The sequence below is a fragment of the Flavihumibacter sp. ZG627 genome (assembly GCF_000814325.1).
Taxonomy (GTDB): domain Bacteria; phylum Bacteroidota; class Bacteroidia; order Chitinophagales; family Chitinophagaceae; genus Flavihumibacter.
The window spans coordinates 18,210-37,661 of the sequence record NZ_JPHF01000009.1 but is presented as its reverse complement, the minus strand read 5'-3'; the positions used below and the strand labels follow the sequence as shown (position 1 = coordinate 37,661).

Genomic DNA, 19,452 nt, shown 5'->3' with positions numbered 1-19,452 from the left:
TTTATACTTCCTGCGCCTGGATTGCGGTAATGATGACAGTGTTGAAAATATCATCTACTGTACAACCGCGGCTCAGATCATTGATGGGTTTATTCAGTCCCTGCAGCATTGGACCAATAGCCAATGCGCCTGTTTCCCTTTGAACAGCCTTATAGGTATTATTGCCCGTATTCAAATCGGGGAAGATCAGTACACTTGCCTGTCCGGCTACTTCAGAACCCGGTAGCTTCTGCCTGCCCACGCTGGGGTCCACCGCGGCATCATATTGGATTGGACCCTCCACTTTAAGGTCGGGCCGTTTCTGTTTAACTATAGCCGTCGCCTGTCTTACTTTCTCCACATCCGCGCCTTCACCCGAACTTCCTGATGAATAAGACAGCATGGCAATTCTTGGTTCGATCCCAAACCGCTGGCTGCTCTCTGCAGAGGAGATGGCTATCTCAGCAAGTTGCTCGGCAGTGGGATCAGGGTTAACAGCACAATCCCCAAATACAGAAACCCGGTCGGGCAGGCACATAAAAAATACGGATGATACAGTTGAGATGCCCGGCTTGGTTTTTACAAATTGCAAAGCGGGCCTGATAGTATGCTGGGTAGTGTGGATGGCTCCCGATACCATGCCATCGGCATGCCCTTTATACACCATCATCGTTCCGAAATAGGAAACATCGGTCATGAGATCATGGGCCATCTCCATGGTTACATTCTTGTTCTTACGCAATTCATAAAGTGTTTCTACATAACCTTCATAATGCTCTGAATGTGCTGGATTAATTATACGGATCTTTTGCAGATCAAGCGTTAATCCTAATCGCTTTACCGTTGCCGCAATCTCAGCAGGATCTCCCAGAATGGTGAGCTCTACCAGTTCCTGGTTGATTAATCTTGCAGCAGCTTTAATGATACGGTCATCATTTCCTTCCGGTAAAACAATATGTTTGATCTTGCTTTTGGCCCGTTTCGCAAGCTGGTACTGGAACATATGTGGTGTGATACCTTCGGGCTTGAAGGTGATGATCTTTTCATCAAGCGCCTTCACATCCACGTATTTTTCAAATGTGCTGATGGCCAACTGGATCTTCTTCTTATTGTCGGCCGTGATCCTTGAATTGATAGAACCAAGTTGAGTGGTTGTGCCAAATGTTCCTGTTTGTACTGATATGATGGGAAGTACTGATGGCAGGCCTTCCACAAGGCGAAGAACAGGTTTGTCGGGCTCAATACCAGCAGTTAGTACTATTCCCGCGATCTTTGGATAGTTCGCTGAGAGGTTTGCCTGGATGGCGCCTATAATTATGTCGCCCCGGTCGCCCGGTGTCACAATAAGGCAATTCTCGGTTATATAATTCAGGAAACTCGGTAGCTGCATCGCACCTGTTACAAAATTATCAACCTGATTATTAAGTTCGTTTTCACCCAGTATAAGTTTGCCCCCTATCTGTTCATAGATCTCTTTCATGGTTGGATTCTGCAGGTCCTTGTTTTCTGGTATCACTGCAAGAATGGTATCCTGGTTCAACTGTGTTGAAAGGAGATCATGTATATCATCAACCATTTCTTTTTTAACCTTATTGGCAACAACTGCCAGTACCTGAATGTCGCGGGTACGGAAATTCCGAAGGACTGTTTGAACCGAATTAATAAATTGTGCGGTGGATTTTCCTGATCCGGAAACAACGATGATCACTGCGGCATTGAGGTTCTTGGCTATGGTGATATTTGTTTCGAATTCAAAGGCCGTGCCTTCACCGAGGTAATCGCTTCCCTCAATAACGGTGAAATCATATCGCTCCTCCAGCTTCTTCACTTTGCGGATAACAGTCTCAATCAGCTCTCCTCTCGATTCGCTCTCCATCTGCCGCATGGCCTGCTGCCGGGTGAACGCATAGGTATCTTCATAAGGGATCTGTAATCCGAAATGATTAACCAGTGTTTCAATATCTATATCTTTCTTTTCTTTGGGATCATCATTAATGATCGGTTTAAAATATCCCACCTTACGGGCCTTGCCTAATAACATGTTCACCACCCCAAGGGCTACTATCGATTTTCCGCTATAGGGTTCTGCCGTAGCAATGAAAATTGTTCTGGTCATAAGTTATACCGTGGTATTTTGTGCAAAATTAATGTCGCTACACCGGTAAATTATCTAACATTCATCATGTGAGGAAATGAATAATGTTTGTGTTCGGATGTGGTGCACTGTTTTTAATCAGGTTTTTTATAGCGGGGTAGCTGTAATTTTCCGGTTTGGATAAGAGGTAAGAAAAATTTTCATATGAATCATCTGGTTGTATCAAGGGTCTTTAAATGGTCCTGTTTGCTAATAATGCTTGTATTTCTGTGCATTTCTATATCGGCACAAAATGGTTCCAAGTCAAATCTTTTACAACATGTCGATCCTTTTATCGGAACAGCCGGTCATGGCCATGTTTTTCTGGGTGCTAATATTCCCTATGGCGCTGTTCAGTTGGGTCCTTCCAATATTATGCAAACATGGGACAAATTCAACGGCTGGGATTGGTGCAGCGGATACAATTATATAAGTAAGGAGATTCTTGGCTTTACCCATACCCATCTCAGCGGAACCGGCATCGGTGATCTGAATGATATCCTGGTACTTCCCGCCAATGGGAAAGCCATGTTAAGGCCCGCCAGGTTCAATGACATGAATAGTGGTTATGGATCAGGTTTCTCCCACGAAAAGGAAAAATGCAGTCCCGGTTTCTATAGTGTTCATCTGGATAAATACAATGTAGATGCTCGTCTTACAACATCGGCAAGAGTCGGATTTCATGAGTACCGTTTCGGAAAAACAGATAATGCCCACCTCCTCGTTGATCTATCGTTCGGTATGGGATGGGATGCGGCAACTGATACTTATTTCCGTCAGCTGGATGACTCAACATTTCTGGGATATCGGTTTTCGAGTGGTTGGGCCAAAGACCAGCGGGTATTTTTTGCAATAAGGCTTTCAACAGGAGTTAAGCGTATGGAGCTTTATGAGGATACCCTAAAACTGGAGGAAACTGAGGTGCAAAGCAAGCGTTTGAAAGCATTGCTCTACCTGGATCTATCCAAAGATGCCATCGTGAAACTTAAAGTAGGATTGTCGCCGGTAAGCCCAGAAAATGCGCTAGCAAACATAGAGGTAGAGATTCCTCATTGGGATTTTGATAAAGCCCTCTCAGCAGCAGAAGAAAAATGGAATGGCGAGTTAAGTAAAATCGTTATAGACGCTGATGAGCCTGTAAAGAAGATATTTTACACATCGCTTTATCACACCCTTTTCTTTCCTGCAGTTTTTAATGATGTGACAAGAGAATACCGGGGGGCTGATAAAAAAGTTTATACCGATCCGGGATTCGATTATCATACCATTTATTCATTGTGGGATACCTACCGCGGATTGCATCCGCTCATGACCATCATTCATCCGGAGAAGGTGAATGATCAGATCCGCAGCTTCCTTGCAATTTACAAGCAACAGGGCAAGTTGCCTATATGGCACCTTCAGAGCAACGAAACCAATACCATGGTTGGATATCCGGCCGTGCCCATTATCGTTGATGCATACCGGAAAGGTTACCGCAATTATGATATCAATCTGGCCTATGAAGCCGTACGCCATTCAGCCATGCAACAAAGTGATGGTATTCAGTATGTGCAAAAGATGCAGTTTATTCCCGCCGATAGTGTTGTAGAATCTGTAGCCAAGGCACAGGAATACGCCATTTCAGATTGGTGTATTGCACAGATGGCAAAGGATATGGGAAAAATGGATGATCACAAATATTTCTGTGAACGCTCAAAATTATATACGCAGTATTTCGACCGTTCCACAGGCCATATGAGGGGAAGGCTATCCCTGGATCAGTGGCGAACTCCCTTTAATCCCTTTAATGCAGCGCACAGGCAGAATGATTACTGTGAGGGAAATGGCTGGCAATACACCTGGCTGGTGCCGCATGATGTATCCGGACTGATCAGTTTATTTGGAGGCGACAAACCTTTCCTGAATAAGTTGGATTCATTGTTCACGGTTCCGGCAGCAGGCCTTAATGCAGATGCTTCTCCTGATATTTCAGGAATGATCGGACAGTATGCACATGGTAACGAACCGAATCATCATATCCCTTATATGTATAATTATGCGGGGTACCCATGGAAGGGAGCAGATCGGATAAGACAGGTGATGGATACCTTTTATACCGACAAGCCCGATGGTATATGTGGTAATGAAGACGCTGGTGAGATGTCGGCCTGGTATGTACTTTCTGCTATTGGATTTTATCCTGTAAACCCAGCCAACGGGCAGTATGTATTTGGCTCACCCATCATTAAGGAAGCTACCATCAATGTTGGCCAGAACCGCCAATTCAATATCCGGGTATTAAACCAGGGCAGGAAAAATAACTATATTCAAAAGATACTGCTTAATGGCAGGCCGTATACAAAATCATATATACTTCACCGTGATATTGTTGCTGGAGGTAGTATGACCATCGAAATGGGCACAAGGCCATCAAAAACATTCGGACTCGCTGTTTCAGACCGGCCGAAGTAAAGCAAAACCGCCTCCGGGTATTAATGTAACATGCTATATGAATACGGAGATCATCATTTTCATTGCTGTATTATGTGCGGGTGTAATTGGATCTGTAGTATTCAGAAAACTTACGTTGCCGGCAGCCTCGACAGGTGCTGCAATTGCGGGCTGCATATTTGCAGGGGTAGGGTGGACAGGCATTTTCATAATGGGGAGTTTTTTTGTGCTGGCAGTGCTTGCAACATCCTGGAATCAGGATTTTAAGCAATCATTAGGGGTAGCAGAAAAAATACAGGGCCTAAGGACAATCTCGCAGGTTGCTGCTAATGGATTGGTTGCAGGGTTGCTTGGATTGATGGCATTTTGGATGGAAGAGTACCGTCCTCTATTACAACTATTGATTGCCGGTAGTTTTTCTTCCGCTACCGCCGATACCATTTCTTCAGAATTGGGCACGGTGTATGGGAAGAAATTCTATAATATACTATCGTTACGCAAAGATAAGCGAGGGGAGAACGGCGTAGTGAGTATCGAAGGGCTTGTATTCGGAATTATTGGCAGTAATATCATTGCGGCATTGTATGTAGCCAGCTTTGGCTGGAGTATCCATTTCCTTTGGATTATTATTGCAGGCACCCTGGGTAATCTCACTGATTCCATTCTGGGGGCTGCCCTTGAAAGAAGATCACTGATAGGAAATAACGCGGTCAATTTCCTCAATACAGTTGTTGGGGCTCTTACTGCAATGGTATTGTATTTGGCAAGTTAAGTCGGATGCTGTCAGAATTGTTCTTCCAGGGCCTTCAGGTTCTGGATGATAGCCATAAGTTGTGATTGTTCTTTGCGCAGGTTTTTCTTTCCCAGGTATAGATAGGCAAACAGCATCCATGCAGCATAAACAGCTACAAAAGTAATAATAATCATGACCGGCCTGCCCCTGAATATCTCAATGAAGTACATGCCCATTGCCAGCTTTAGTGCAATAAAGTATAGTGGCCAATTCCATTTAAGTTGCTTTTTCTGAAAGGCATAATGCCACCTGTAGGGGCGGCATCGGACTCAGCTAAACTGCTTAATCAATTCCGTCTTCTTTTTTTAAGATTGTTTATCTCTTCCCTGCTCGCTTTCTTAATGCTTATAGCAAAACCACCACTGGCAGCCATCTTTTGCTGCAGCTTTACCTTATTAGTTACAGCTAGTTTGCGGATATTATATTTCTGCGGATTGGTAATGTAATGGGCATCCTTCCCATCCTCATAAATGGTAGCAATATAATTTTCATTGGAGTCCAGAAAACCTAGCTCCACATTGGATGTCCTGGGGTTTTCATCTGTGATGCCACCAATGAACCAATCATCTTTTCCTTTTGCTTTTCTGGCTATAATAATATGATCACCTGGCTCCGCACTTAATATCCTGGTATCATCCCAATCGGCAGCCACGTCCTTGATGAACTGAAATGCATCCGGGAAACGCTCATAGTTCTCAATGATATCTGCCGCCATCTGCAGAGGACTATACATGGTAACATATAAAGCCATCTGTTTCACCAGGGTCGTCTTCACATAACGGGTATCGCCGGGCTGGTAATAGTCAAGACGGGTTTGGAAGATTCCGGGCGTATAGTCCATCGGGCCACCCATTAATCTCGTAAATGGAAGGATAGTGGTGTGGTCGGGATTATTACCGCCGAATGTTTCATATTCAGTGCCCCTTGCAGCCTCTGCGGCAATAGCATTGGGCCAGGTCCTGTTCAAACCCGTCGGGTGAACTGATTCGTGTGAATTCACCATGATTCCATATTGTGCTGCCTTGGTAATTGCCCTGTTGAAATGATCGATCATCCATTGGCTGTAATGGTGTTCACCCCGTGGAATAATATTGCCAACATACCCACTTTTCACCGCATTGTAACCATGGTTCACCATGAAACGATATGCAGTATCCATCCAGCGCTCATAATTGGTTACAGAGGAAGAGGTTTCGTGGTGCATAATGAGTCTCACTCCCTTTTGCTGCGCATAGGAATTGAGCAACGTTGGATTAAAATCAGGATAGGGAGTAACAAAGTCGAATACAAACTCCTTTGATTTGCCAAACCAGTCTTCCCAACCCTCATTCCATCCTTCAACCAACACCGCGTCAAAACCATGACGGGCCGCGAAGTCTATGTATTTTTTTACATTGGTATTATTGGCGGCATGTGTTTTATTGGGAGGTAAATTTTTGTAATCTGTGATTCCCAGGTGAACATTGTCAATGTCAGTGTAACTCCATGAACCCTGCCCGGGACAAAACATCTGCCACCATACCCCCACATATTTAACCGGTTTGATCCAATCTGTGTTTGCAATCTTGGATGGTTCATTCAGGTTGAGAATTAATTTGGAGGCAAGAATCTTTTCCGCCTTATCAGCCACAATTATAGTGCGCCATGGGGTGTTGAACGGAGTCTGTATATACCCTTTATTTCCTTGTGCATCAGGGGTGAGGTGCGATTTTAAGGTATAGCTTTTTGGATCAAGCTCAACATGCATGGCTGCATATCCAATAAGGGCCGCTTCATGAATATTGATATAAACACCATCACCTGATTTAAGCATCAGTGGTGTTTGTAATGCCATCGGAACAATAGTTTGAGAAGCATTGCCATCATAGCTTTTATCAAATAATGACGGAACTTCTGAAAGCTGGGAAGTTGTGTAATTATATTCCTCGGTGTCATAGTCGCCGGGTATCCACCATGCTTTATGGTCACCATTAAGCGAGAAACTTGTTTCCTCATCCTTAATTACGAAATAGTTGAGGTTTTTCTGCTGCGGAAATTCATAGCGGAAGCCAAGCCCATCATTAAAAAGCCGGAAGCGAACCAGCATTTCACGGTTATGCCTAGGTTGTGAAAGTTTAACGGATAACTCAGTATAGTTGTTAAGAATGGATTTTACCTCACCTAGCACCGGATTCCAGGTTTCGCTAAAACTGGAAGTTTGCTGATCCTTGCTTATAAATCCTGTCATAAAAGAAGGGCCATTTGCAATGGTCAATCCTAGTTTACTACTGTAGAGAACGGGTTTGCCCTTATAGGTAAGTGAATAGTAGGGGATGCTATCTTTTAATTCAAAAATACATTGTAACTGTCCATCAGGTGATTGAATAGTTTGGGCAAAAATATTGGTGATTAGCAACAGGGTTATTGCTAATAGGGCAAGTGTTTTTTTCATTTTAGCCATTTTATCCGGTGAGCAAAGGTTGAATGGCTAAGGTACATAGAATGTGTATTGGATACACTAAGCCTGCTTAATTTCTTCCTGTCTGGAACATTCTGCTTAGGTTAAAGCCGAACCGGATTTCGCCTTTCCAGAAATCATCTGTTGTGTCAGCCAGGTAAGCGCGTTCGTTCATCCCCAAAGCATTGCTGAAATGTAATTGGAAAACATGTCCGCCGGTTTCAATATCCAGCCCTATGCCCAGGGGTTGGTAATAGTCCTCTGCCTTCGAAAAATTGTGGTTGTAATCCAGTGTAAGCGCAAGTCGCTTTGTTAGTTTTAAACGGGCTCCTGCACCGAGAGCATAGATTGTATTGTCCATTATTCCATCATTCACATAATTCATATGCAGAAGGGTTTGGATTAGCTGTAATGAAAACCTGTTGCTGAATTTCCTGCCTAATAGTAGCTGCCCGTAATAAGACAAGCGATCACCTGCGTCAGCCTTATACCCGCTCAGGCTGATCTCGTCTGCAGTCCGGATCATTGCCCCGCCTGCAAGTACCAGCGAAAATGGGATGTTCTTATTACCGACCTGCTGTTGTACCGGCCGAAGCTTTAACAGAAGATCATACTCTTTGCGAAAGCTGCTTCTGCCAACCCCGATGGTAAAATTATCGGTTATTCCAAAGTCAAGCCCCATTCGCATGGATGCGTCATCAAGTCCAAAGAATTCCTTGATGCCATTGTTTACCTGGCCGAAACGATGAAGTATTCTCACATCGAAATTTCCTTTGTGTAACATTTCTACAGACTGTGATTGGATTACTCTTGTTGAATAGAATGCCTGGCTTATTTTTTCATTCTGCGGGATACTGTCAATCAATTCATCGATGGGAGAAATTTGATCCTGTGCCATCAGAATAGTATTGGTAGCCGGAAAGAGCACCAGTGATAAAATGAGCAGGAAGGCATTAATTGTTTTCATGTTTGTTGCAGTTAATGTAGATCGCCGGTATGAATATCTATCCTGATATTCTTATTAATATTATCGGCCACCAGGGCGGGAATACGGATCTTATAATCATCCACATTGATGGAAAATTCCGCCTGTGCTGAAACAATTCCTTTGTTTACCCTGATGCTGGCCGGTAATCTCACAGTTCTTGTTTCTCCGTGAATTGTGAGGGTTCCTTCCAGCTGCACATCATAATTTCCATCGGTTGTCCATTGTGGTGATCCGCTGCTGATTTTCCCTTTAAACTGTGCCTTCGGATAGCGATGACTTTCCACATAATTTTCATTGAAATGTTCCTGCATGAGCGTTTTCCTGAACTCGAAACCTCTCATTAGCACTGCAGCTTCAATTGTATTGTTGTCTATATCCAACAGGCAAACTCCCTGCCTGTTGGTTGCGGTTATCTTTTCGAGAGGCGCATCCGAATAAAAACCTATACTCGCGGTTCGGGTTATTAGTTTTTGACCATTCACCCAAAAGCTATTAAGGCATATGCATACGATAGTAGCTAATTGTTTCATGAGGTCAGTTTTTGTTTATTATAACACCATTGTTTAACTGAACATCAAGGAGATATCCAGTACAAACACCGCGTATTACAACATTTGCTTTTGTACCTTCATTGAGAATAAGTTTTTCACCTCCGGGTTTCAATGCGCAGCTTATCATCACAGGGTAGCTGGAATCACCTAGGATCATCAGATATTCTTCACTATTTATTTCTTTGACCGGACCCGAAACCTCGAGGATCTTACCCGTATAATTTTGCTCGGCCAGGGCTTCATTAAGATGGAATTCTTCTGCCAGTTTTTTAGCGCTCATCGAAAAATCTGCTTTCCTTTCAGTAAGGTCGGCTGGTAATTTTCTGTATTCGTATAATATATATCCCGCACCAATGGCAATAGCCATTAGCAATGGTATCATTATGGAAAGAAAGATTCGGGATCTGGGTTTTTGCATGAACGCTATTTCTGCTAATCCAATCGTATCAATAAACGATTGGGTTGCCTTGTCTCAAAAAAATCCTTTATTTAAATAGATCAAAATTATAACGTAATCCTGCCTGTAAACCTGCTGAACTAATCTCCACGCGGCCTTCCCCAATTCCATTTAAAGGAAAATTGTAGTATGGATTTAATTGGAGGACCAGCCTTGAGTTAATTTTTCTCTGATATCCCACTGATATTCCTGCACCTGTAACCGGATCAAATGATTTTGTGCGATATGTATATTCGGATTCAGCCGGAACGCCATACCGGGTATATTGGTATTTGTAGAATTCCTTTTGCATTATAGATGCCGTTATTCCCGCCATAATGAATATCGTATTGCGTTTTCGCTGAATAATATTCATGCCTATCTGTAGTGGGATCTCTATAATATTACAGTCGGCTTCAACATACTGAATCTTGAGGTTTTCATTATCATAATAAGATCCTGGTTTCGGATAATAATTTGAACCATCCGCACTATAAACTTTGTTTGTATTAATAACACCGGCTTGTATGAACATACTTCTTGATAGTTTCATTCCGATTCCCATGCCCATGCCGAACCGGAGCTTCCCTTTTCCATTAACCCCTGACACTTCAGGTGCTATACTTCCAAATAAATAAAATGGAAAGGCCTTTTGTGGCGCCTGCTTAGTTTTATCTGTTTTTTGGGAAAAAATATTTATGCCTGGGCCACCATTTATTTTTTCCGGGTATTCTATTGAGGATTTTTTTGAAAATGGTGTATACAATGTTACTGATGATGATATTATGGTTGAAAATTCATTATTAAATTGAGTATGTCTCAATTGAATATTATCGGTTGCTTCTGTTATTGCACGGTGATCAATTTCTCCAGGATTTCTTTTACCTGCTTGCTGAAATGTTATGTCTGTATTGGTCCTGTTTGATATCCCGAATTTTTTTCCATCATTAATTTTTGGCTCAAGTATAGCGTTGGCCTGCTTATACTCAGTTCCATTTATTGGACTTTCAGCTTGTTCTGGTTGGATCACACTATCAACATTCATTTTTCTTTTCTCTATTCCACTTATTTCCGTTGTCTCAGGATCTGTCTTTAATTTATCGGAATGAATTTTAGTATATGATTTAATGTCTGTAGAATCTTTTAAAGGAGTTGGTATTCCTGTTCTATAAAAGTATCCGCCTAATGCTATGCCAACTAAAACAGGGATCCACCACCAGAAAAAGAGCCTGCGCCTCTTTTTGTCCTCCGCTTCCAGGAGGGCATTCATTTTCTCCCACGCCTCGGGAGAGGCGGGTGGACCAGGTGATTCAGCGGCCTGGCGGAAAAGTTCGTCCATCTTATATTGCTCTTCTGCCATACGCGTCCTCTAACTTTTTTTCTTTAATGATCATCTTTTGAAGGTTCACCCTCGCTTTTGCAAGATTTGATTTGGAAGTTCCGGGTGATATATGCAGCAGTGCTCCAATCTCCTCATGAGTATATCCATCAATAACAAACAAGTTGAATACGAGGCGGTATGCTGTACTCAGCCTGCTTACCATAGCCATTAATTCTTTGTGTGATAAATTATGCATTGCAGTAGCCGGAACTGAGCCGCCATTCTGTAAACTGGTTACATCATTCAATTCAGTTGTAATCAGCCTTTGCCTACGTAGGTGGTCGATCGACGTGTTGATGAAAATTCTTCGGATCCATGCTTTCAGGGAATCGGTCAGGGTTTTATGCATGGGTTTGAAATGCCGGATCTCCCTGAATATTTTCAGAAATCCGTCATTGATCACTTCTACGGTCTCTTCTTCCTGTGATATAAAGCGGTGGCATACTGTAAACGCATAGCCATAGAATTGTTCGTAGAAACATTTCTGACTTTGGCGCTCCAGTGCAATACAACCCTTTATGAGGTCTTGTAAGAATTGCTCCGGTGTGTCGGCTAAATCCATGCTTGTAAAATATCAATACGGATCAAGCGATCATAGGGTTGCCTTCCTGTAAAATTAATATTTATTAGCAGATGCCGCCCCTTCTGACATTATAACTGCTTATGCCCGCTTGGTAATTGGCAGCAGGATATGAAAACATGTAAAGTGGCCGGGAACAGACTCCACGAAGATTGTCCCGTTGTGATTGGTAATGATTCGTCTGCAAATGGATAGTCCGATACCTGATCCCTGGTACACATCGCGTGCATGCAGTTTCCGGAATACTTCAAAAATCTGGTCGCGATATTCTGGTTCTATGCCAATTCCGTTGTCAATGAATCGAAAATGATGAAAGTTTTCATAAAATAATTCACTGCCCGTTAGTTCTTCTGCTTCCTTTCGCCCGGTGATTTCAGCAGTTATCGAAATCTCAGGAATACGGTTGGAAACTGTAAATTTTAAGGCATTACTGAACAAATTGTAAAACAGTTGATTCATTTGCAATCCTATAGCCTCTATTACCGGAAGTTTTCCTACCCGAACAATTGCATTCTTTTCAGAGATGGCCAGTTCAAAGTCGGTTATGACTTTATCAAGGGTGGACTGGATATCCACCCGTTGCATTAAATTGTCTGATTTGAGAAGACGGGAAAATTCAAGTAGGCTCTGGATCAGTGTCGACATCCTTTCTGCTGAATTATTGATCTTCTCGATCACGATACGCTGATCTTCGGGCGATCTTGTTTTATTTTTAAGCATATCGCTAAAGAGACGGATCTTCCTTAGTGGTTCCTGAAGATCATGGCTTGCAACATAGGCATATTGAGCCAGTTCTTCATTTGAACGCGATAACTGTATATTGGATTCAGCCAGATCCTCATTTGTTGCCTGGAGTTCCTCTATTGCTGCTGCCAGTTCTTCTGTTCGCTGGTATACCTCTGCCTCCAGGCTCCCCTGGATATCCCGCTGTCGGGTAACATCCTGGGCAGTTCCGGTAATTTTTAAAGCTTCGCCTACATCATTGAAAATTGTTTTTCCCTGGGCATGAAGAATCCTCCTCTCCCCGGTGATCCGGTTTAAAACCTGGTACTCATCCTCAAATAATCCACCCGATTCCTTACTAAGGGCAATGCCAATCCCTTTGATGATCCTCTCCTTATCTTCTTCTGCCACCGAATCAAAAGCCCGGGTTGCATTTATTTCCCTTTCATAGCCCATCCATACAGCTAACCTTTCCGACAAAAGGAAACTATTACTCATCACGTCAAAACTCCAGGTGCCTAAATCGGCCAGCTCTACGGCGCCTCTTAAAGCCATCTCGGCCTCTTCTACTTTCCTGCGGGCAAGAAATTGTTCAGTGATGTCTACTGCCATATTCAAAATTGCATAGACCTCACCCTGGATATTCTTCAAAGGCTTGTAGGTGAAATTGAAGTAGAAGCTGCTGAGTACTCCGTTCACTATCAGGTCGGCACGCTGCTCCTGTGCATGATAGGCTATTCCGGTAGACAGTACATTTTGTAGAAGATCAAAGAATGGTTGTCCCTCAAGTTCGGGTAGTGCAATGTCAAGAGGCATTCCGATGACAGACTTGCTTTTTCCCCAAAGCTGTATCATCTCATCATTGGCCATATCTATAATAAGCTCTCTTCCTCTGTAAACAGCAGTAGCAAAGGGAGCTTCTTCAATGAGTCCGCGAAATTTAGCTTCACTCTCTTCGATCGATTTCTTGGCCATTACCTGGCGGGTAACATCTGTGGCCAAAACCATAACACCTGTTATATTATTGAAAACATCCCGAATGGGTGTATATACAAAATCGAAATAGGATGCCTCTAAAATTCCTTTTCTTTCCAGCATTGCCAGAACACTGTACCCATAATAGGGTTCGCCGCTATCATATACATGTTGCAGCAGTTCCATGAATCCTTGTTCACGGATCTCAGGCAATGCATCCAGTAATTCAGTTCCCATTATCTTCCTGTCCTTACCCCAAACTTCCAGGATCCGCTCATTACAGATCTCTACGATCATTTCTCTTCCTTTCAACAGGCCGATAGCCATTGGTGCCTGCTCTACTATACTTCGAAACCTCGACTCACTCTGTTTTACTGCATCCCGCCCGCTGATCAGTTCATTGAGATCCATACAATATCCTACAAAACCAGCGTACTCACCATTATGCTGATAATACGGGTCGCCTGCAGCCCGGCACCAGATTATATTTCCATCTCCTTTCTTAATGCGGAAGGAAGCTTCATAGTGACTTCTATTGGTTACAGCATAATCAAATGCAACTGCAGTCTTGTCACGGTCTTCTTCAATGATAGCATTTGCCCAGCCATTACCCAGCAAATCTTTCATTTCCATTCCTGTCCATTCCTGCAGGGTCCTGTTGAGAAAAATTATATCACCGTCTTCGTCCGATAACCATAAGCCTGTTGGGGAACTGTCAAGGATGGCCACAAAAATAGAATCACGCTGCGCCAGCGTTTTACGGAGATCAGCTGATCCCTGATCGGAGACGTGTGTAGGAAAATATTTGTGCGGCTCCGGCTCAGGAATTTCAAAAACTACACCCGAAAACTCACTCACTTTTCCATCAGTATCAAATTTTATTTTGCCCCTCAGCTCCAGCATACATCTTTTCTGATCCTCTTTGCATTTCTCTGCGTATAATTGGAAATGAAAAATGTTGCTGCCATTCTGCGTGCAGAATTTTTCAAGTGTATCCTGAAATGCTTGGCGATAGCCGTGCTCAATAAGTAAAAGAAATTTTTCTATTGAAAGATCAACCCGAAAGGCCTGTCCAAATAAAACCGCGGCTTCGGAATTCAAAAGGATTACCCTATCACCGGGGTGATATTTCCATAAGCCTATTCCTCCTCCCGACAAAGCATTTTCAATAGTATCTATTTGAAACAATGCTTCCTGCTTTCCGCTCTCTTTATCCATACAACTATCCGAAACTTAAATTGGGTATATTATTATTTATGCAATATAGTCCAAATTATTACCACCAGTAATACAGTCCCTCCAGCCTGCCTGCTATAGATAAATAGGGCGACTCCTCTCAGAATAGCGGCTTAAGGAAACCTGAAAATATTTTCCCTGATTTAATAATTTTATTATCTCGGATATATCAAATATGGATATGTCAATTAAAAAAAAAGAGGATAATAAGCTGAACAGTGAGATTTTTACAGTATAGACAGGCCATCAGGGCATACAGGCAATACGCACAGAATCAGGTCAGGGATAATGGATTTGACATTATGATTGACCAGAGGCTGGTGATGAAATCATTGCTGGAGAATCCGGTCATCAAGCAGCAAGACCTGGCAGAAAGTGTCTTCAAAGACAATGCCTCCGTTACAAGGAACATTGAATTGTTGTAAAGAACGGATATCTCGAAAGGTCTGTTCACCAGACCGACTGGCGGATGACCCAAATAACAATTACTGCAAAAGGGGAAGAAGTGCTGAAAGCCTTACAACCGATAGTAGCTGGTAATAGAAGGAAAAGCCCTTCAGCATCTTGATGATTCGGCAATTGAACAAGCGAAGGTGTTGCTTGATAAGATAGCCGAAAACTGTAAACAATAAACCATGGTTCTTCGCGTTTGGAAAATCTGCTTATACCACGGAATCTTGTATAGTTATAAATAGTACAGCTAATTCAATCAATGACCGGCTAATTTCTCAAGAAGAGAAAGCATCTGAATCTCTGGTCGGCCAAATGGTAACTGTTTTAATTTAAATTTCTAAATATTTCGCTTCTTTAGCTCGCTTAATGCATAATCGCAGGCCCTTGCCGTTAGGGCCATATAGGTTAGGGAGGGGTTCACACAAGAGCCTGAACTCATGCAGGAACCATCTGTAATAAATACATTAGGAAGCTCGTGCATCTGGTTGAACGCATTTAAAACAGAACTGCGGGGATCGTGACCCATCCTAGCAGTACCCATTTCATGATTTGCATTCCCTGGAAAGGAAATGCTTCCATTCACTTTTACGTTGTAAAATCCAGCCATTTCCATCATCTCCTTTCCCCTCTCGCGAATATCAGCATGCATTTTATTTTCATTTTCCCTGAAGTTGCAGTCTATCGCAATCATGGGTCTTCCAAAACGGTCCTTGGTAGAATGATCAAGAGTGATACGGTTATCCTCATAAGGTAAACATTCGCCAAAAGCATAAAGACTCAACTGCCATCCTCCCGGAACCGACAAACTTTCTTTTAATTCCGCTCCTATTCCATCCGCTGCGCCTCTTCCCCGGTAAGCCCCACCACCAAAATGATATCCCCGCAGGAAATTCTTATTTTCTTCTGTGGCATTGCTGAAGCGGGGTATATAAATGCTCGTGGGCCTTCTGCCTGCATAATAACTATCCTCAAATCCCTCTATTGAACCAACTATGGAAATGCCCTTATGATGATCCATAAGGTTGCGACCAACCTGGTCACTGCCATTTCCCAGACCATTGGGAAAGCGACTTGAAATTGAATTCAAAAGTATAGCGGTGGTGGCTACTGTTGCTGCATTCAGGAAAATGATGCGCGCAGAAAACTCTTCAACGCTTCCGGTGTTCGTATCAATAACTTCCACACCACGCGCTCTTTGTTTTTTATCATCATAAACTACTTTGTTCACCAATGAAAAAGGCCTGATTGTTAGATTTCCTGTAGCATGCGCCGCAGGCAGAGTACTGGCATTGGTGCTGAAATAGGCGCCGTAGGGGCAACCGCGGTGGCAAAGATTCCTGGCCTGGCAAATACCCCTTCCCTTTACTGCCTGGGTAAGATTAGCCGTTCTGCCAATGATTACTTTTCTGTTTTTAAACCTGGCTTCTGTTTTCTCTTTAAAATACTTCTCCACCTTATTCATTTCAAATGGTGGTTGAAACGGTCCGTCGGGTAAATGCGGGATGCCATCACGATTTCCGCTCACGCCTATAAATGATTCAACATAATCATACCATGGCGCCAGGTCGGCATACCGTATTGGCCAGTCAACTCCATACCCATCCTTCGCATTGGCTTCAAAATCGAGGTCACTCCATCTGTAGCAGGCCCTCGCCCACAGCAACGACCGTCCTCCTATAATATCACCCCTGATCCAATCAAAGCGCTTGATTTCCTTATAGGGATTCTCTTTATCGTTAATGTAAAAATGTTTGTTGTCTTCCCTGATAGAATAATGTCGGCTCTGTATAGAATGTATTTCTTTATCGGCCGGCGTTAATTGTCCGCGGTGTGCAAAATCCCAGGGATCTTTGGTTGCCGTTGGATAATTTGGATGTTCAACCGGACTGCCCCGCTCAAGTAATAATACTTTTAGTCCTTTTTCGCAGAGCTCTTTTGCCGCCCAGCCCCCGCTGATGCCGGATCCTACAATGATGGCATCATAGCTGTTTTGAACTTTGCTCTTTGTATTGAGGTATAATGAATCTCCAGGCATAATTAATAGGGAAGATGATAAAATTTATTATTTGAAATGCTTCTTCATAACTACGGGATAATCAGCAAGAGCAAGCTCGGGCTCGGCAATTTCAGGATGCCATAACTTCTCCCACTCAAAACTGTAAAAACCATCATATCCATCCTTCTCCAAAATGGTGATGGCTGGTAATATTGGCACATCCCCCTTTCCCAGGAAAGTATACTGCAGTTTGGCTCCATCAAGTTTAGCATCCTTTACATGAACATGGCGGATATAAGGTTTCAATTCTTTATATACAACGGCAGGCGCTTCTTTGGTAATGGTCCACATATTGGAAACATCCCAAACCAAACCTGCATTTGGATTGTCCACCGCTTTCATTATGCGAACCAGATCGTTTGTACGCACAAGGTCGCCATGGGTTTCCATCAATACAGTAACCCCGCTACCAGCCGCATATTCTGCCAGTTCCTTTAATCCACCGCTGATCAATTTCATTGTTGCTTCATATTCCTGGTGCTTCGGGAAATTATTAGGAAATACCCTCACATATGGGCAATCAATTTGTGCCGCAAGATCAATGAATCTTCTCCCATCATCAAGCTGCTTTTTCCTCTCCGCCAAATCCGCATAATGCATAGTAGAGGAACTACCCAGTCCAACAAAACGCAGCCCCTTTTCCTTCATCCTGGCAAGTGTAGCAGCTCTTTTTACCGCAGTATTGAATATAGAACTCCTAACCAGGTCCATCTCCCTCTGTATACCCCTTACTTCAATTCCTGTATAGCCATGTGAGTGTGCGAAATCCGTGATCTTATTGAAATCCCAATCCGGGCAGCCCAAGGTTGAAAAGGCAAGTTTCGGTTGCTTTTTTCCACTGGCAAATAATGGTAGCGCCAGTGATCCCGCTAAAAGGCTAAGCCCTGTCCGGAGAAAGCGTTTTCGTGTATATCGTTGTTGTATGATCATATCACCCCGGTTTTGCTGAACCATAATGTTACTTAAATTGGCTGAAGGAGGGTACATTTGAACCTATATATTTTACAAATATGTCCGCTTCAATAAAGGGCCTCTTTATTTTGGGTCTGTATTCTCTGCTTTACACCTCACTTCTGGCGCAGGATACAGTGCAGCAGGTTGTACAGGGTCGTAGAAATTCCCCTGAAACTATCAATAAACCTTATCTCATTATTATTTCCGCAGATGGTTTCCGGTGGGATTATGCCCGTAAATACAATTGCGTCAACTTATTGGCACTTGCTGCTAAAGGCGTGGAAGCAAAATCAATGCAACCTGTCTATCCCTCCCTCACCTTTCCCAATCACTATTCTATAATAACAGGTATGTATCCCGTACATCATGGACTGGTGGATAATTCATTTTATGACTGTAAGAAACTAAAAATATATTCGGTAGGAAATAAAAAAGAAGTACGTGACAGCTCATGGTACTATGGCATCCCGCTATGGGAACTTGCAGAAAGAAATGGAATGCTTTCTGCAAGCTTCTATTGGGTGGGTTCCGAAAGTAGAATTAATGGGGTTGGACCAACCTATTTTTACAATTACAATGAAGCAATCCCGATTGACAGGCGTATTGAAGTGCTGCATGAGTGGCTTCTGCTGCCAGAAGATAAAAGACCACATTTGATCAGTTTTTATTTTCCGCAGGTCGATCATTATTCGCATTTGTATGGGATAGACTCAAAAGAGGCAATTGATGCAGTGAAATTCGTGGATGAATCAGTTGGAAAGATTGTTTCAACCTGCACAAACACCGGACTCGCAATCAATTTCATATTTGTTTCGGACCATGGCATGACAAATACAGATACGGCAAATGCGTTGCCCATACCCGCGAAGATTGATACATCCAGGTTTATTGTGCCAAGGGGAGATGCACTGGTGCATATATATTCAAAAAACGGTGACCGTACGGAGATTCGGAAACTTTACAAAAACCTGAAAAGGAATGCTTCAAAATTCACTGTATACCTGCCCAATAAAACACCCAAACACTGGCATTATCGTTCTGCTTCCGATCAGCACAACAGGCTCGGCGATATCCTTCTTGTTCCTCATCCTCCTTTAATGTTCAGCTTTACAGGAAGAACAACGATCGGTAAACATGGTTATGATATTCGCAACAGCGATATGCAGGCGAGTTTTTATGCATGGGGACCCGCATTTCGGAAAGGATTGACCATCCCTTCTTTTTCCAATGTACATGTATATCCCATGGCTGCCGAATTGTTGGGTTTGCCGGTTAGCCATAGTATTGATGGGCGGCTTAGGGTTTTAAAATCTATCCTCAATTCTCCCTGATCGCGCAGAGTT

General features: G+C 43.0%; 15 protein-coding genes. 4 read left to right on the top strand and 11 right to left on the bottom strand.

The genetic code is table 11. The features are described 5' to 3' along the window. Position 1 precedes the first annotated feature (1 nt). Positions 2-2,095: a phosphate acetyltransferase gene (gene pta / locus HY58_RS15215; protein ID WP_039133855.1), complete on the bottom strand. Its 2,094-nt coding sequence runs from the start codon at positions 2,093-2,095 to the stop codon at positions 2-4. Between the two features lie 183 nt (positions 2,096-2,278). On the opposite strand from pta, the gene HY58_RS15210 reads away from it, so the two are divergent. Both HY58_RS15210 and HY58_RS15205 read left to right on the top strand, forming a co-directional pair. Beyond that, entirely contained in the window at positions 2,279-4,567 is a 2,289-nt protein-coding gene (locus HY58_RS15210; protein WP_082022194.1) for a GH92 family glycosyl hydrolase, read from the top strand. 37 nt (positions 4,568-4,604) lie between these two features. Next, positions 4,605-5,318, top strand: coding sequence for a DUF92 domain-containing protein (locus HY58_RS15205; protein ID WP_039133853.1), 714 nt, complete (start codon positions 4,605-4,607; stop codon positions 5,316-5,318). Positions 5,319-5,329: 11 nt separating this feature from the next. Here HY58_RS15205 and HY58_RS15200 read toward each other — a convergent pair whose 3' ends face one another. The 8 genes from HY58_RS15200 to HY58_RS15165 all read right to left on the bottom strand — a co-directional run bounded on the left by HY58_RS15200 (position 5,330) and on the right by HY58_RS15165 (position 14,628). Further along, positions 5,330-5,515 carry a hypothetical protein gene (locus HY58_RS15200; RefSeq protein ID WP_156123717.1) on the bottom strand — a complete coding sequence of 62 codons (186 nt, stop codon included), beginning with the start codon at positions 5,513-5,515 and terminating at the stop codon, positions 5,330-5,332. A gap of 110 nt (positions 5,516-5,625) precedes the next feature. After that, positions 5,626-7,770 (bottom strand): glycoside hydrolase family 97 protein, encoded by a 2,145-nt coding sequence (locus tag HY58_RS15195; protein ID WP_052324206.1) that lies wholly within the window; start codon positions 7,768-7,770, stop codon positions 5,626-5,628. Between the two features lie 76 nt (positions 7,771-7,846). Then, entirely contained in the window at positions 7,847-8,743 is an 897-nt protein-coding gene (locus HY58_RS15190) for a DUF5777 family beta-barrel protein (RefSeq protein ID WP_039133847.1), read from the bottom strand. 11 nt (positions 8,744-8,754) lie between these two features. Further along, positions 8,755-9,294: a YceI family protein gene (locus tag HY58_RS15185; protein ID WP_039133843.1), complete on the bottom strand. Its 540-nt coding sequence runs from the start codon at positions 9,292-9,294 to the stop codon at positions 8,755-8,757. A 4-nt stretch (positions 9,295-9,298) separates the two neighbouring features. Continuing rightward, the gene (locus HY58_RS15180) at positions 9,299-9,733 is read right to left on the bottom strand and encodes a hypothetical protein (RefSeq protein ID WP_082022193.1); all 435 of its coding nucleotides are present in this window, start codon (positions 9,731-9,733) and stop codon (positions 9,299-9,301) included. A gap of 67 nt (positions 9,734-9,800) precedes the next feature. Further along, positions 9,801-11,021 (bottom strand): hypothetical protein, encoded by a 1,221-nt coding sequence (locus HY58_RS15175; protein WP_156123716.1) that lies wholly within the window; start codon positions 11,019-11,021, stop codon positions 9,801-9,803. Between the two features lie 70 nt (positions 11,022-11,091). Further along, positions 11,092-11,694 (bottom strand): RNA polymerase sigma factor, encoded by a 603-nt coding sequence (locus HY58_RS15170; RefSeq protein ID WP_039133834.1) that lies wholly within the window; start codon positions 11,692-11,694, stop codon positions 11,092-11,094. A gap of 99 nt (positions 11,695-11,793) precedes the next feature. Next, positions 11,794-14,628 carry a PAS domain S-box protein gene (locus HY58_RS15165; protein WP_039133831.1) on the bottom strand — a complete coding sequence of 945 codons (2,835 nt, stop codon included), beginning with the start codon at positions 14,626-14,628 and terminating at the stop codon, positions 11,794-11,796. Positions 14,629-14,864: 236 nt separating this feature from the next. On the opposite strand from HY58_RS15165, the gene HY58_RS19550 reads away from it, so the two are divergent. Continuing rightward, positions 14,865-15,071: a hypothetical protein gene (locus tag HY58_RS19550; RefSeq protein WP_156123715.1), complete on the top strand. Its 207-nt coding sequence runs from the start codon at positions 14,865-14,867 to the stop codon at positions 15,069-15,071. Between the two features lie 365 nt (positions 15,072-15,436). Here HY58_RS19550 and HY58_RS15160 read toward each other — a convergent pair whose 3' ends face one another. After that, positions 15,437-17,134, bottom strand: a complete 1,698-nt coding sequence (locus tag HY58_RS15160) for a GMC oxidoreductase (protein WP_039133827.1) — start codon at positions 17,132-17,134, stop codon at positions 15,437-15,439. A gap of 27 nt (positions 17,135-17,161) precedes the next feature. Beyond that, entirely contained in the window at positions 17,162-18,085 is a 924-nt protein-coding gene (locus HY58_RS15155; protein WP_039134103.1) for a sugar phosphate isomerase/epimerase, read from the bottom strand. Positions 18,086-18,165: 80 nt separating this feature from the next. Between HY58_RS15155 and HY58_RS15150 the strand changes: the two genes are divergently transcribed. After that, positions 18,166-19,440, top strand: a complete 1,275-nt coding sequence (locus HY58_RS15150; protein WP_156123714.1) for an ectonucleotide pyrophosphatase/phosphodiesterase — start codon at positions 18,166-18,168, stop codon at positions 19,438-19,440. Positions 19,441-19,452 lie beyond the last annotated feature (12 nt).

Excerpts from the sequence above, each read along its gene's own strand:
- pta (WP_039133855.1), bottom strand. The coding sequence starts at position 2,095 with ATGACCAGAACAATTTTCATTGCTACGGCAGAACCCTATAGCGGAAAA.
- HY58_RS15210 (WP_082022194.1), top strand. The coding sequence starts at position 2,279 with ATGAATCATCTGGTTGTATCAAGGGTCTTTAAATGGTCCTGTTTGCTA.
- HY58_RS15205 (WP_039133853.1), top strand. The coding sequence starts at position 4,605 with ATGAATACGGAGATCATCATTTTCATTGCTGTATTATGTGCGGGTGTA.
- HY58_RS15200 (WP_156123717.1), bottom strand. The coding sequence starts at position 5,515 with ATGGGCATGTACTTCATTGAGATATTCAGGGGCAGGCCGGTCATGATT.
- HY58_RS15195 (WP_052324206.1), bottom strand. The coding sequence starts at position 7,770 with ATGAAAAAAACACTTGCCCTATTAGCAATAACCCTGTTGCTAATCACC.
- HY58_RS15190 (WP_039133847.1), bottom strand. The coding sequence starts at position 8,743 with ATGAAAACAATTAATGCCTTCCTGCTCATTTTATCACTGGTGCTCTTT.
- HY58_RS15185 (WP_039133843.1), bottom strand. The coding sequence starts at position 9,294 with ATGAAACAATTAGCTACTATCGTATGCATATGCCTTAATAGCTTTTGG.
- HY58_RS15180 (WP_082022193.1), bottom strand. The coding sequence starts at position 9,733 with ATGCAAAAACCCAGATCCCGAATCTTTCTTTCCATAATGATACCATTG.
- HY58_RS15175 (WP_156123716.1), bottom strand. The coding sequence starts at position 11,021 with ATGAATGCCCTCCTGGAAGCGGAGGACAAAAAGAGGCGCAGGCTCTTT.
- HY58_RS15170 (WP_039133834.1), bottom strand. The coding sequence starts at position 11,694 with ATGGATTTAGCCGACACACCGGAGCAATTCTTACAAGACCTCATAAAG.
- HY58_RS15165 (WP_039133831.1), bottom strand. The coding sequence starts at position 14,628 with ATGGATAAAGAGAGCGGAAAGCAGGAAGCATTGTTTCAAATAGATACT.
- HY58_RS15160 (WP_039133827.1), bottom strand. The coding sequence starts at position 17,134 with ATGCCTGGAGATTCATTATACCTCAATACAAAGAGCAAAGTTCAAAAC.
- HY58_RS15155 (WP_039134103.1), bottom strand. The coding sequence starts at position 18,085 with ATGATCATACAACAACGATATACACGAAAACGCTTTCTCCGGACAGGG.
- HY58_RS15150 (WP_156123714.1), top strand. The coding sequence starts at position 18,166 with ATGTCCGCTTCAATAAAGGGCCTCTTTATTTTGGGTCTGTATTCTCTG.